12 protein-coding genes are annotated in these 12,255 nt (G+C 67.8%); 8 read left to right on the forward strand and 4 right to left on the reverse strand.

What is annotated here, in order from left to right; translation table 11 throughout:
- The first annotated feature begins 21 nt into the window (after positions 1–21).
- From ACNFIA_RS15930 to ACNFIA_RS15960, 7 genes are all read left to right on the forward strand, one after another.
- A complete protein-coding gene (locus ACNFIA_RS15930) occupies positions 22–393 on the forward strand; it encodes a hypothetical protein (protein ID WP_259754549.1) in 372 nt (123 codons plus the stop codon).
- A 3-nt stretch (positions 394–396) separates the two neighbouring features.
- Positions 397–897 carry a nuclear transport factor 2 family protein gene (locus ACNFIA_RS15935; RefSeq protein ID WP_416786448.1) on the forward strand — a complete coding sequence of 167 codons (501 nt, stop codon included), beginning with the start codon at positions 397–399 and terminating at the stop codon, positions 895–897.
- Complete coding sequence (locus tag ACNFIA_RS15940) at positions 894–2,051, forward strand: amidase (protein WP_416786451.1); 1,158 nt, start codon at positions 894–896, stop codon at positions 2,049–2,051. Before ACNFIA_RS15935 ends, ACNFIA_RS15940 begins: the two co-directional genes overlap by 4 nt.
- 10 nt (positions 2,052–2,061) lie before the next feature.
- Complete coding sequence (locus ACNFIA_RS15945; RefSeq protein WP_416786454.1) at positions 2,062–3,345, forward strand: aromatic ring-hydroxylating oxygenase subunit alpha; 1,284 nt, start codon at positions 2,062–2,064, stop codon at positions 3,343–3,345.
- The gene (locus tag ACNFIA_RS15950; protein WP_416786457.1) at positions 3,342–3,839 is read left to right on the forward strand and encodes an aromatic-ring-hydroxylating dioxygenase subunit beta; all 498 of its coding nucleotides are present in this window, start codon (positions 3,342–3,344) and stop codon (positions 3,837–3,839) included. The genes ACNFIA_RS15945 and ACNFIA_RS15950 overlap by 4 nt, the downstream gene beginning before the upstream one ends.
- A 10-nt stretch (positions 3,840–3,849) precedes the next feature.
- The gene (locus ACNFIA_RS15955) at positions 3,850–4,590 is read left to right on the forward strand and encodes an SDR family NAD(P)-dependent oxidoreductase (RefSeq protein ID WP_416786460.1); all 741 of its coding nucleotides are present in this window, start codon (positions 3,850–3,852) and stop codon (positions 4,588–4,590) included.
- 386 nt (positions 4,591–4,976) lie between these two features.
- A complete protein-coding gene (locus ACNFIA_RS15960) occupies positions 4,977–5,927 on the forward strand; it encodes a PDR/VanB family oxidoreductase (protein ID WP_416786463.1) in 951 nt (316 codons plus the stop codon).
- A 407-nt stretch (positions 5,928–6,334) separates the two neighbouring features.
- Here the strand turns inward: ACNFIA_RS15960 and ACNFIA_RS15965 are convergent, their stop codons facing one another.
- Together ACNFIA_RS15965 and ACNFIA_RS15970 are read right to left on the reverse strand one after the other, a co-directional pair.
- Positions 6,335–7,120 (reverse strand): carbon-nitrogen hydrolase family protein, encoded by a 786-nt coding sequence (locus ACNFIA_RS15965; RefSeq protein ID WP_416786466.1) that lies wholly within the window; start codon positions 7,118–7,120, stop codon positions 6,335–6,337.
- Positions 7,121–7,213: 93 nt separating this feature from the next.
- A complete protein-coding gene (locus ACNFIA_RS15970) occupies positions 7,214–8,896 on the reverse strand; it encodes a flavin monoamine oxidase family protein (protein ID WP_416786469.1) in 1,683 nt (560 codons plus the stop codon).
- A gap of 223 nt (positions 8,897–9,119) precedes the next feature.
- Here ACNFIA_RS15970 and ACNFIA_RS15975 point away from each other — a divergent pair, with 223 nt between their 5' ends.
- On the forward strand, positions 9,120–9,548 hold the full coding sequence (locus ACNFIA_RS15975; protein ID WP_037018689.1) for an Lrp/AsnC family transcriptional regulator: 429 nt from the start codon (positions 9,120–9,122) through the stop codon (positions 9,546–9,548).
- 236 nt (positions 9,549–9,784) lie between these two features.
- On the opposite strand, the gene lysA is transcribed toward ACNFIA_RS15975, so the two are convergent.
- Both lysA and ACNFIA_RS15985 read right to left on the reverse strand, forming a co-directional pair.
- A complete protein-coding gene (lysA, locus tag ACNFIA_RS15980; RefSeq protein ID WP_416786473.1) occupies positions 9,785–11,029 on the reverse strand; it encodes a diaminopimelate decarboxylase in 1,245 nt (414 codons plus the stop codon).
- Between the two features lie 79 nt (positions 11,030–11,108).
- A complete protein-coding gene (locus tag ACNFIA_RS15985) occupies positions 11,109–12,044 on the reverse strand; it encodes a LysR family transcriptional regulator (protein WP_416786476.1) in 936 nt (311 codons plus the stop codon).
- Between the last annotated feature and the right edge of the window lie 211 nt (positions 12,045–12,255).

The following is a 12,255-nucleotide window of genomic DNA, read 5'->3' on the forward strand; positions in this document are numbered from 1 at the left end:
ACAAGAATTAAGGACCGAGCCATGACCCGCCCCACCACCGAACCCTTGCGCGTGCTGTTCTGCATCGGCATCGCCCAGCCGTTCTTCGACCTGCCCACCGGTGAAGGCATCGCCGTGTGGAAGGGTTTCTCCCAGATGATGAGCGACCTCGGCGCGCTGCCGGGGATGAACGTGCTCGGCGTGCTGGATGACGACCGCCTGATGGTCGGCCCGTCCACCACCTCGCCGTGGACCGTCTACATCATGGCCGACGTGGACTGCCACCAGACCGTGATCGACGCCTGCAACCTGTTCCGCACCACCCCGGTGGGCGAGTACAGCCTGTGGAAGTACGCCAAGGTCGAGGCGCGCATCGGCCGCCCGCTGACCATCCCCGAAGCAGCGCGGACCTGAGCCATGAGCAGCCTGAGCATGGCCGAGCTGAACCGGCGCCTGGAGACCCTCGAAGGGGAAAGCCAGGTGCGCCGGCTGATGGCTCGCTACATGGACCTCTGCGACGTGCCGCATGCGCCCGTGGCGCTCGCAGAGCTGGCCGAGCTGTTCAGCGAGGACGCGGTGTGGGAGGGCATCGGCGCGTCCACCGCGCAGACCTTCGGCCATCACCAGGGCCGCGAGGCGATTGCCGCGTTCGTCTACGGCTACCTGCCGCCATCGCCGCACTTCGCGCTGAACCTGCACTTCCTCACCAGCGAGTCGATCCGCGTCGACGGTCGCACTGCGCGCGGGCAATGGCTCATGCAGCAGCTCTCGACCTACGCCGAGGGCCACACCGAGCTGTTCGGCACGCGCCTGGACGTCGACTTCCGCGAGATCGACGGGCGCTGGCAGATCAGCCACTTCCGCACCCAGCGCCTGTCGCAGCGCCTGCTGGGCAGCGCAGAGGAGCGTCGTTCATGAGCACCTTCGTCAGCGAATTCCTCCTGGGTCGCAGCGACCACGGCAAGCGCGTCGCGGTCAAGGACAGCATCGACATCGCCGGCCATCCGACCCGTTGTGGCACCCGTGCGCTGGCCGACGCCGCGCCGGCCGCGCGCAACGCCTTCGTGGTCGACGCCGTACTCGACGCCGGCTGGCAGATCGTCGGCAAGACCAACCTGCACGAACTGGCTTTTGGCGTCACCGGCATCAACGACTGGACTGGCACGCCGATCAACCCGATGGCGCCGGACCGCGTGCCGGGCGGCTCGTCCAGCGGTTCCGCGTCCGCCGTGGCGGCCGGGCTGGCGGATATCGCCCTGGGCACCGACACCGGCGGTTCGGTGCGCGTGCCGGCGGCCTGCTGCGGCATCGCCGGGCTGAAGCCGACCTTCGGCCGGGTCAGCCGCGACGGCGTACACCCGGCGCAGAGCAGCCTGGATTGCGTCGGCCCGTTCGCATCCAGCATGGCCGACCTGATTGCCGCCATGCAGGTCATCTGCCCCGGCTTCGGCGAGGTGCAGCTGCCGGGCGAGGGCGCCCGCGTGGCCTTCCTCGACGTGCCGGCGGCGCCACACATCCAGGCCTGCCTGGGCGCCGCCGCCGACCGCGCCGGTTGGCGCCGCAGCCACCTGTTCATCGGTGAGTTCGAGGCGGCTTTCCACGCCGGACTGGTGGTGATCAACCACGAGAACTGGGCCGCCTATGCGGCGCTGACCGGCAAGGGCCTGATCGGCGCCGACGTCGAACAGCGCCTGTTGCTGGCCAGCCGCACCACCGACGCCGAGCGCGCCGAGGCGGAGAGGGTGCGCGTCAGCTTCAGCCGCGCCATCGACGCCGCGCTGGAGGACTTCGAGGTCCTGCTGCTGCCGACCATGCCCGACCTGCCGCCGTTGCTCAGCGACGCGCGCAACGGCAGGTCGGTGGCCGGCATGACGCCCCTGGTACGGCCTTTCAACCTGAGCGGACACCCGGCGCTGACCGTGCCGGTGGACCTGGATTGCGGCGGGCTGAAAGTCGGCCTGCAGATCGTCGGCCGCCAGGGCGACGACGAACGCGTGTGCGCCTTCGGCGCGCAACTCGAACACAGCCTGGCCGCTACGCGGCCTGCGCCAAAACACAAGAAATCGGCATGAGGAGAAGGGCATGAGCGCTCACGAATACCGGCTGATCGCCCGGTCGCGCAGCGTCGAAGAGCTGGTCGGCGACGACCGCGTCGATGTTTCGCTGTACAACGACCCGCAACTGTTCGACGCGGAGATGGACAAGATCTTCTACCGCACCTGGGTGTGGGTCGCCCACGAAAGCGAGGTGCGCAACGCCGGCGACTTCAAGACCACCAGCGTCGGTCGCCGCCCGGTGATCGTGGTGCGCGACAAGAAGGGCAACATCAACGTCCTGGAAAACCGCTGCCGCCACCGTGGCGCCACCGTGTGCGAGAAGCACAAGGGCAACGCCACCGGCTTCACCTGCCCGTACCACAGCTGGTCCTACGCGCTGGACGGCAAGCTGCGCGCGCTGCCGTACCCGGACGGCTACGAGGACATCCTCGACAAGTCCGAGCTGCCGCTGACCAGCCTGCGGGTAGAGAGTTACGCCGGCATGGTGTTCGCCACCTACAACGACGAGATCGAACCGCTGGAAGACTTCCTCGGCGGCGCCAGGCACTGGATGGACCTGTTCATGAAGCAGGGCGCCGGCTACCCGATCAAGACCCAGGGCGAACACAAGTTCACCTTCAAGGGCAACTGGAAGATCCAGCTGGAGAACACCACCGACGGCTACCACTTCCCCATCGTGCACAAGTCGTTCATGTCCTCAGTGGATGAAGAGACCGAGGAAATGCTCTCGTTCATGAGCGACGAGCAGGCGGTCACCCACGCCCTGGGCAACGGCCACAGCGTGATGGTGATGGTCCCCGAGCATGTCGACCTGGACCACGACGACGGCACCGAGCAGCTCCAGGAGCGCTTCGCCCACGTCACCGCGGAACTGTCGAAAACCATGGAGCCTGCCCAGGTGCGCCGCATCGTCCGCTCGCTGCACGGCGCCGGCTTCAACCTCAACCTGTTCCCCAACGTGGCGATGTCCATGTCGTTCTTCCGCGTGCTGCGGCCGATCTCCGTCACCGAGACCGAGATTCGCCACGTCGCCCTGGGCATGGACGGCGGCCCGGACATCGCCAACCGCGAGCGCATGCGCATTCACGAGCACTTCCAGGGCCCGTTCGGCTTCGGCAGCCCGGATGACGCCGAGGCCTGGGACCGCGTGCAGCGTGGCTCCTACGCCGGCGTCGACGCGCCGATCCTGGTCAACCGCGGCCTGAACCGCGAAGTGGTCGCGCAGAACGGCGACAAGGTCTCCCACGCCACCGACGAAGGCGGCATGCGCGAGGCGTACCGGATGTGGAAAAGGATGATGAGCCAATGAGCAACGACACCCTGAACGGCTTCTCCGGCCCGCTGGCCAAGGCCATCGAATTCGTCTGGCGCGAAGCCGAACTGCTGGACCGCAAGGACTACGCGCAGTGGTCGCAGCTGTGGAGCGAGGACGGCGTCTACGTGGTGCCGATCGACGGCGAGGACGATGACTTCGCCGCGCGCCTGAACTACGTGTTCGACGACGCGCGCATGCGTGCCCTGCGTATCGAACGCCTCACCGGCGGCCATTCGCCGTCGGCGGTGGACGCGGCCAAGACCGTGCGCACCGTCTCGCGCTTTACCCTGGTGGAAGCGGCGGGCGACCTCGTCGAGGTGAACTCGGCGCAGGTGCTCTACGCCTACAAGCGCGGCGTGGCGACGCCGTTCATTGCCGACCTGAACCACCGCATCCGCTTCGTCGATGGCCAGCCGCGACTGGAGCGCAAGGTGATCCGCCTGATCAACGCCGAAGACGCGCTCAACGCGCTCGGCTTCCTGCTGTGAGGGCCGCGCCATGCAACGAGTAGCCCTGGTAACCGGCGCCGCACGCGGGCTGGGCGAAGTCATCGCGCGCCGCCTGCACGCTGCCGGCCTGCGCGTGGCGCTAGCCGACCTGAACGAAGAAGCGGTGCAGCGTCTGGCCGACGAGCTGGACCCCGAGGGCCGCACGGCAGTCGGGTTGAAGCTGGATGCGCGGGAGAAGGCCGACTTCGAGCGCGCCCGTGACCGCCTCGCCGAGCGGTGGGGCGGCGCCGACATCCTGGTGAACAACGCCGGGATGTCGAAGGTGGCCGCGCTGATGGACATCAGCCCCGAGGACTTCGACGCCTCCATGGCGGTGAACCTGCGCGGCACCTTCGTCGCCTGCCAGGTGTTCGGTGCGCATTTCGCGGCGCGCGGTTTCGGCCGCATCGTCAACATCGCCTCGCTGGCCGGGCAGAACGGCGGCACCGCCACCGGCGGCCACTACGCGGCCGCCAAGGGCGGCGTGGCGACCCTGACCAAGGTGTTCGCCCGCGAGCTGTCGGCGCAGGGCGTGACCGTCAACGCCATCTCGCCGGGGCCGCTGGACCTGCCGGTGGTCTACGAGAGCGTGGCGCCCGAGCGCCTGGAACAGATCCTCAAGACCATCCCCGCCGGCCGCCTGGGCGACCCGACCTTCATCGCCGACAGCGTGCTGCTGCTCTGCGCGGAGAACGCCGGATCGGTGACGGGCGCCTGCTGGGATATCAATGGTGGGTTGTTCATGCGCTGAGGTCTGGCTCGGGAGAGGGCATTTTCAAGAGCCCCTCTCCCTAACCCTCTCCCGCAAGCGGGAGAGGGGACTGATCGGCCGGGCCGGAAACACCGTGCCACCCGGAGACGCCGAACTACTTCCCCTCCCAGAAGGGAGGGGAACCGTACGGCCAGGATGACACCTCAGCATCAGCCAGCACGAACACCTCCCTCTCCCTTCAGGGAGAGGGCTGGGGATAGGGCAAAGCCCCCGCTCCGAAGTTGACTGCTTCCTCTCCCTTCGGGGAGAGAGCTGGGGAGAGGCAATGCCCTCGCTCCGATATCGAACCGTAAACCCGTCCGCTCATGAAAAAGAGGCCGGAAAGGGGCCACAGAGCCCGCACTCAACGCCTTGCAGGTAATGCCATGATGAAGGTCAGAATCGAAAGAATCGTCGAGGAAGCGCAGGACATCCGTTCCCTGCGCCTCGTGCGTTGTGATGGCCAGCCGTTCGACGCCTACGAGCCGGGCGCCCATGTCGACGTCACCGGCCCGACCGGGGTAACGCGCCAGTATTCGCTGTGCAGCCCGCCGGACGACCGCGCGGCCTACCTGGTGGCGATCAAGAAGGAAGGCGCCTCCCGCGGTGGCTCCGTCGCGCTGCACGAAGTGCGCGAAGGCATGGAGCTGGACATCGGCGCGCCGCGCAACCTGTTCCGCCTGGCGCCCGAAGCCCGCGAGCACGTGCTGTTCGCCGCCGGCATCGGTGTCACGCCGCTGCTGAGCATGGCCTACCGCCTGAATGCCAGGGGCGAGCCGTATCGCCTGCATTACTTCGCCCGTTCCGCCGCGCACGCGGCCTTCGTCGAACTGCTGGGCAGCGAGGCGTTCGCCGGCAAGGTGGAGCTGCATTACGGCGTCGAACCCGCCGACCTCGACCGTGTGCTGGGCGAGTGCCTGGCACGCGCGCCGCAGCACGCCCACGTCTACACCTGCGGCCCGGCGCCGTTCATGAACAAGGTGGTGGAAATCGCCGCGCGCAGCCGCCCGGAAGACGCCATTCACCTCGAACACTTCCAGGCCGACCCGGCCGCCAGCGCGGCGCCGGCCGGCTCCTTCGAGGTGGAGCTGGCCAGCTCCGGCGTGGTGCTCCACGTGCCGGCGGAGTCGAGCCTGGTGGACGTGCTGCAGGCCCACGGCTGCGACATCGACACCGAGTGCCGCGAAGGCATCTGCGGCACCTGCATCGTCGAGGTGCTGGAGGGCGAACCGGAGCACCGCGACAACTGCTTGTCGAACAAGGAAAAGGCCGCCAACAAGCAGATCTGCGCCTGCGTGTCGCGGGCGAAATCGGCGCGGTTGGTGCTGGACCTTTAAGCGGCGCGCATCCTGGGTGGCACATCCGCCGCACTGGCGGATAACGCCCTACGGGGTGGTAACCGCAGCATGACGGCGGCGCAGAACCTGTAGGAGCGAGCTTGCTCGCGAACCCGCTTGACGCCGTTGCGGCCGGGGGCTCGTTCGCGAGCAAGCTCGCTCCTACAACGGGGCTGCCCCGCGGCGAGAGAGGTGATCGGCGGGACTCCCCCGTAGGAGCGGACCTTGTCCGCGAATCGTTCAGCGAGCAGGGCGTCACTGGCCTGTGGGGTGCAGCGGGGAGGGGTGGCGATCCTGCGGCATCGTGCCGGTTGTGGGATTTCGCGGACAAGGTCCGCTCCCACGAGAGCAAGGCTGCCTCTTGCCGAATACCACTAAAAAGCCCGGCGTAGTGCCGGGCCTTTTTTTCAGCTGCGATACAGCACCGGCCGGCGCAGGTGCACATAGCTGTACCCCTCGCGCGCCAGGGCGATGCGCTGTGGGTCCAGCTCGGCCACCAGCAGTTCCTCGCCATGCCGGGCCTGGGTCATCACCTGGCCATCCGGGGCGACGATGCTGCTCAGGCCGCAGTACTCGATTTCCCCCTCGCTGCCGACGTAGTTGGCGTAGGCGAGGAACACCTGGTTCTCGAACGCGCGGGTCGGCACCAGCACCTGGGCCACGAATTCGTAGGGGCGCATATTGGCGGTGGGCACCAGCACCAGGTCGGCGCCGGCCAGCGCCAGGCTGCGCACGTTCTCGGGGAACTCCACGTCGAAGCAGATCAGCAGGCCGATCTTCCAGCCGTCCAGCTCGAAGATCGCCGGCGCCTGGTCGGAGGCGCTGAACTGGCTGCGGTCGAGGTCGCCGTAGAGGTGGGTCTTGCGGTAGTTGGCGCGGCGTTCGCCCTGCCGGTCGATCAGTTGCACGCTGTTGAAGATGGCGTCGCCGTCACGCTCCGGGTAGCCGTAGAGGATGCCGAGCTTGTGCTCGCGGGCAATCTCGGCGATGCGCAGGGCGGACGGCCCGTCGCAGTCTTCCGCCAGTTCGGCGACGCGCCGGGCGCCGATGTTGTAGCCGGTCAGGTACATCTCCGGCAGCACCAGCAGGTCCGCACCGTTGTGCACCGCCTGCTGCGCGGCCTGCTCCAGGCGGCGCAGGTTGCCGGCGACGTCGTCGGGGCCGGGTGGGCACTGGTAGAGGGCGAGGTACATGGGGGTTCTCCTTCGAAACGCGCGGGGCCGGGACCCGGCAGTGTGCACCCGATCCCGACCCCGTGCGAGCGGCTGTTCAACCAGTGGACTGCATCAGTCCGGCAGGACCATCGGGCCCAGCTCGGCGAAACGGTCGCCGGGGCCGGGGTTTTCCGGATGGGTGGCGCCGCCGAAGTGCTTCATGATGCCCCACACGGCGTTGAGCGAGGTCTGCACCGCGCCCTCCACCCAGGCCGGGGTCCAGGACACATCGTCGCCGGCGATGAAGATACCGCGCTGCTCGGCGGGCATGTCGTCCTGCATGAAATGCGCGTACATGCGCTGGTTGTAGCGGTAGTGGCCCGGCAGCGCGCCCTTGAAGGCGCCGAGGAAGTGCGGGTCGGCCTCCCAGGACACGGTGATCGGGTTGCCGATGATGTGGCTGGCGATATCGACGTTCGGGTAGACCTTCTTCAGTGCGTCCAGGGCCAGCTGCACGCGCTTCTCCACCGGGTGCGGGAGCATCTTCATGGCGTCGCTCATCCAGGAGTAGGACAGGCAGATCACGCCCGGCTTGTCGTCGCCGTTGTCGAACAGGTAGGTGCCGCGGGTCAGGCGGTCGGTGAGGGTCATGCTCATCACGTCGCGGCCGGTCTGCGGGTCCTTGTCCTTCCAGAACGGCCGGTCGACCATCACGAAGGTCTTCGAGGACTGCATGTAGCGGGTGCGGTCCAGGGCCATCCACATCTTTTGCGAGAACAGCGCTTCCTCGCACTCGATCTGCGTGGTCAGCAGCCAGGTCTGGCAGGTTGCCAGGACGGCGGCGTAGTGGCGGGTATCGCCCCAGTAGTCGGTGACGGCGAAGGTGCCGTCGGCGGCGCGGGCGATCTTCTTCACGCCCGGGCGCGGCGCGCCGTTGTGCAGCGAGGCCAGCGAGGTGCCGGCCGGCCAGTGCGCGCATTTCTCCGGCACGTGGCTCCAGATGCCGCGCGGCACCTGCTCGACGCCGCCCACGACCAGGTGCTGGTGGTCGTCGCAGTTGGTCATCACCACGCGGAAGATTTCCAGCATGGAGTTGGGGAAGTCCGAGTCCCAGCCGCCGGTGCCGAAGCCGACCTGGCCGAAGATTTCGCGGTGGCGGTAGGACAGGCGCGAGAAGGCCTTGGAGCTGGCGACGAAGTCGTAGAAGGTGCGGTCGTCCCACTTGGGCACGAGTTCGTCCCACAGGGCCTTGAGCTTGGCCGTGTCGCGCTCGCGGATGGCGTCCTGGATCTCGGAGAAGCGCGCACCGTCCTCCAGCGCGTCGGCCCAGGCCTGGGCGACTTCGCGGAAGATTTCCGGCAGGTCGTCGATCTTCTCGGCGTAGTGGCTGGTGCCTTCCAGGTCCACCACGGTGCTGCCCGAGGCCGGGGTCAGCGGGTTGGGGAAGGGCTTGGTCTGCAGGCCGAGCTTGTCGACGTAGTGGTAGAAGGCGGTGCTGGACACCGGGAAGCGCATGCCGCCCAGCTCGGCGATGATCCCGTCGGCGCCTTCGAAGGTCTCCGAACGCAGGCGGCCGCCCATCTTCGACGCCTCGTAGACCACGGGCTTGAGGCCCAGCTTCATCAGCTCGTAGGCCGCCACCAGGCCGGAGATGCCGGCGCCGACGATGGCCACTTCCTGGCCGTGCTGCTCGGCAGGAATGCTGCCCAGGCCGGCGGGGTGCTCGATCCAGTCGTCGAAGGCGAAGGGGAAATCCGGGCCGAAGATGGTGACCGGTTTCTTGCCGGGGGTATGGGGGTGGCGGTTCTTGTGCATCGGAGGCGTCCTTCTTGTTCGGAGTGCCGGCTTGTATCACCAGCTTGGCAAGGCTTTCGCGGCCCGCAGCCGCCAGTCGATGGGTGGCGCGCGGGCAAAGAAATGGCGAGCTGTGAAGGCTCGCCGTGGCGCCCACTATTGCAAAGCTCGTCATTGAAATGAACCTGACAATCTGCAAGATTGGCGAGAGCTTTCAGGCAGATTGACCAATACGATGAGCAATATGACGAAAAACGCCGACGCGGCGCTGTTGAACCTGCTGCGCGCCAACGCCCGCGAGTCGATCTCCGAGCTGGCGCGCAAGCTCGGTGTATCGCGCTCCACGGTGCAGAGCCGCATCGAGCGGCTGGAGCAGCAGGGCGTCATCAGCGGTTATTCGATCAAGGTGTCGGACAGCTACGCGCAGTCGCTGGTGCGCGCCCACGTGCTGGTGACGGCGCTGCCCAAGCTGTCGCACCAGGTGGTCCAGGCGCTGGAGAAGATCGCCGAGGTGAAGACGTTGCATTCGGTGAGCGGCAACTTCGACATGATCGTGATCGTCGAGGCGCTGTCGATCCGCGACCTGGACGCGGTGCTGGACCGCATCGGCGCGCTGGACGGGGTGGAGCGGACGATGTCGTCGATCATTCTGTCGACGCGCATCGATCGGTGAGGAGCGGGAGTTCCCTGTCGAGGGCGGGCTTTGCCCGCCTGTCACGTGCAGGGCACTGACTCAGTGTAGGAGAGGGCCACGCCCGCGATTCGCCGGCAGGGCCGGCGTTTGCGGGGTTCGCGAGCAAGCTCGCTCCTACGAAGAGCACTCCGAGGCCGGGGTGAATCTGTAGGAGCGAGCTTGCTCGCGAACCGCCCAGCGCCGATGCCGCCCGCAGGAGCAGGCGACCGGCGGAATCAGCCCAGGTCCTCTTCCAGCGCCAGCAGCTCCTGCACGCGCTGGCGGCGGCGGATCAGCTTCGCGTCAGCGCCGTCGAGCAGCACTTCGGCAATCAGCGGGCGGCTGTTGTAGTTCGACGACATGGATGCCCCATACGCCCCGGTGTCGTGGATCAGCAGCAGGTCGCCGACCTGGGCGCGCGGCAGGGCGCGAGGGATGACCACGCCGCCATCGCCCTGGGTGAACACATCGCCGGACTCGCACAGCGGGCCGGCCACCACGGTGTCGATCACCTCGCGGCTGGCCACGTCGCCGGCCAGCACACTGATGCCGTGGTAGCTGCCGTACATGGACGGGCGCATCAACTCGTTGAAGCCGGCGTCCACCAGCACGAAGTGGTTGCGGCCGGCGTCCTTGGTGGCACGTACTTCGCTGAGCAGGCAGCCGGACTGGGCGACCAGGTAGCGGCCCGGCTCGATTTCCAGGTGCAGCGAGTGACCGACTACCGCTTCGGCGGCCTTGCGCGCCTTGTCCCACAGCTGGAAGTAATGCGCGGTGTCGACTTCCGGATCGCCGGCGCGGTAGGGGATGGACAGGCCGCCGCCGGCGGAGATGCCGGACAGGTCGTGGCCGGCGTCCTTCACCTGTTGCACCAGGCCGAGCATGGCTTCGCCGACCTGGGCCAGGTGGCCGTAGTCCACGCCCGAGCCGATGTGCATGTGCAGGCCGACCAGGCGCAGGCCGCGCTCTCGGATCACTTCCAGCGCGGCGCGCAGGTCGCTGTGCCAGATGCCGTGCTTGGAGTGCTCGCCGCCGGTGTTGGTCTTGTTGCTGTGCCCGTGGCCGAAACCGGGGTTGATGCGCAGCCACACCGGGTGGCCGGGGGCGACTTCGCCCAGCTGGCGGAGCATGTCGATGGAGCCGGCGTTCACCGGGATGCCGTGCTCGACCACGGTTTCCAGCGTGGCGCGGTCCAGCAGGTCGGCGGTGAAGACGATCTCGGATTCATCCTCGCGGCACGAGTAGCCGGCGGCCAGGGCGCGCAGCAGTTCGCCCTGGGACACCGCATCGACCTTCACCCCCTGCTCGCGCATCAGGCGCAGGATGTGCAGGTTGGAGCAGGCCTTCTGGGCGAAGCGGATGATGTCGAAGCTCTTCAGGCGCTCGATCTGGCCGCGGATGGTGGCCGCGTCGTAGATCCACAGCGGGGTGCCGAATTGCAGGGCGAGCTGTTCGGCGCGGGGCAGGGCGAGGAAGGACATGAATGGGCTCCGAAGGTAGATGGCGCTAGTCTACCGGCCATTTGCGGAGCTGAATAATGCCGCTTGTTATCGAGTCGATTCAATTTTGATATAGGGTGCAGCCCACGCCGGCCTCGCGCAGACGCTGCACCAGCACGCTGGCCTCTGCCTGGAGCGCCGCGACGAAGCGCTCGCGCAGCGGCGTGGCCGGGCGGTACAGCGGCTTCGCCACGCTGACCTGGAACGGCAGTGAGAAGGCCAGCGGGCGCAGCTGGATGCCCTGGCCCTGGAACATCAGCGCGGTGATCGGGTTGACCACGGCCAGGCCCAGGCCGGCGCGGACCATGCTGCACACCGAGACGGCGCTGTGGGTTTCCACCTGCATCTGCCGCTGCACGCCGGCGTCGAGGAACACGGCGTCGATCAGGTGCCGGTAGCGGTCGCTGGTGGCCAGGCTGACGAAGGGCAGGCCGGCGAAGTCCGCCGCCGCCAGACGTTCACGGGCCAGCAGCGGGTGGCCGTCCGGGAGAATGCATACCTCGTCCACCGCCAGCAGCGGCTGCAACTCGGTGCCGCGCGGGGCGTCGTCGTTCTCGATCAGGCCGATGTCGTGGTGCTGGGCGCTGAGCGCCTCTTCCAAATGTGGCGACTCCAGCGCCGCCACTTCCAGGCTGATGGCCGGGTTTTCCCGGCTGAAGCGCTTGCAGGCCTCCGGCAGCAGCGCCTGGGACAGCGCCGGCAGGCAGCCGATGGAAAACTTGCCCTCGGCGAACTGCCCCAGGCTGCCGGCAAAGGCGACGATGCGGTCCAGCCCGGTGAAGGAGCGCTCCACCTCCTCGAACAGCATCAGCGCCCGCGCCGTGGGCGCCAGCCGCCCGCGCTCGCGCAGGAACAACTCGAAGCCCACCAGCTGCTCCAGCCTGGCCAGCTCGCGGCTGACGGTGGGCTGGCTGGTGTGCAGGAACGCCGCGGCACGGGTGACGCTGCCGGTGGTCATGACCGCGCGGAAGACTTCGATGTGGCGGAGGGTGATCATGCTCGGTCCGATGCTGGAGTGCGGGTCATTGTGGCGTTGTTGGGGGGAGGGCACCAGTGGGGCTGACCGCACGTTGCTGGACGGATTGTGTGCGTATCGAGGTCTGGCGCGGTCTGTCGGTGCGGACTTTGTCCGCTGTTCGCGAGCATGGCCCGCTCCTACACGTGCAGTTTCCGGTCGGCCTGTAGGAACTGGCCATGCCTGCGACTGC

It is taken from the genome of Pseudomonas sp. NY15437, from assembly GCF_048068435.1.
Taxonomy (GTDB): Bacteria; Pseudomonadota; Gammaproteobacteria; order Pseudomonadales; family Pseudomonadaceae; genus Pseudomonas; species Pseudomonas nitroreducens_B.

Excerpts from the sequence above, each read along its gene's own strand:
- ACNFIA_RS15930 (WP_259754549.1), top strand. The coding sequence starts at position 22 with ATGACCCGCCCCACCACCGAACCCTTGCGCGTGCTGTTCTGCATCGGC.
- ACNFIA_RS15935 (WP_416786448.1), top strand. The coding sequence starts at position 397 with ATGAGCAGCCTGAGCATGGCCGAGCTGAACCGGCGCCTGGAGACCCTC.
- ACNFIA_RS15940 (WP_416786451.1), top strand. The coding sequence starts at position 894 with ATGAGCACCTTCGTCAGCGAATTCCTCCTGGGTCGCAGCGACCACGGC.
- ACNFIA_RS15945 (WP_416786454.1), top strand. The coding sequence starts at position 2,062 with ATGAGCGCTCACGAATACCGGCTGATCGCCCGGTCGCGCAGCGTCGAA.
- ACNFIA_RS15950 (WP_416786457.1), top strand. The coding sequence starts at position 3,342 with ATGAGCAACGACACCCTGAACGGCTTCTCCGGCCCGCTGGCCAAGGCC.
- ACNFIA_RS15955 (WP_416786460.1), top strand. The coding sequence starts at position 3,850 with ATGCAACGAGTAGCCCTGGTAACCGGCGCCGCACGCGGGCTGGGCGAA.
- ACNFIA_RS15960 (WP_416786463.1), top strand. The coding sequence starts at position 4,977 with ATGATGAAGGTCAGAATCGAAAGAATCGTCGAGGAAGCGCAGGACATC.
- ACNFIA_RS15965 (WP_416786466.1), bottom strand. The coding sequence starts at position 7,120 with ATGTACCTCGCCCTCTACCAGTGCCCACCCGGCCCCGACGACGTCGCC.
- ACNFIA_RS15970 (WP_416786469.1), bottom strand. The coding sequence starts at position 8,896 with ATGCACAAGAACCGCCACCCCCATACCCCCGGCAAGAAACCGGTCACC.
- ACNFIA_RS15975 (WP_037018689.1), top strand. The coding sequence starts at position 9,120 with ATGACGAAAAACGCCGACGCGGCGCTGTTGAACCTGCTGCGCGCCAAC.
- lysA (WP_416786473.1), bottom strand. The coding sequence starts at position 11,029 with ATGTCCTTCCTCGCCCTGCCCCGCGCCGAACAGCTCGCCCTGCAATTC.
- ACNFIA_RS15985 (WP_416786476.1), bottom strand. The coding sequence starts at position 12,044 with ATGATCACCCTCCGCCACATCGAAGTCTTCCGCGCGGTCATGACCACC.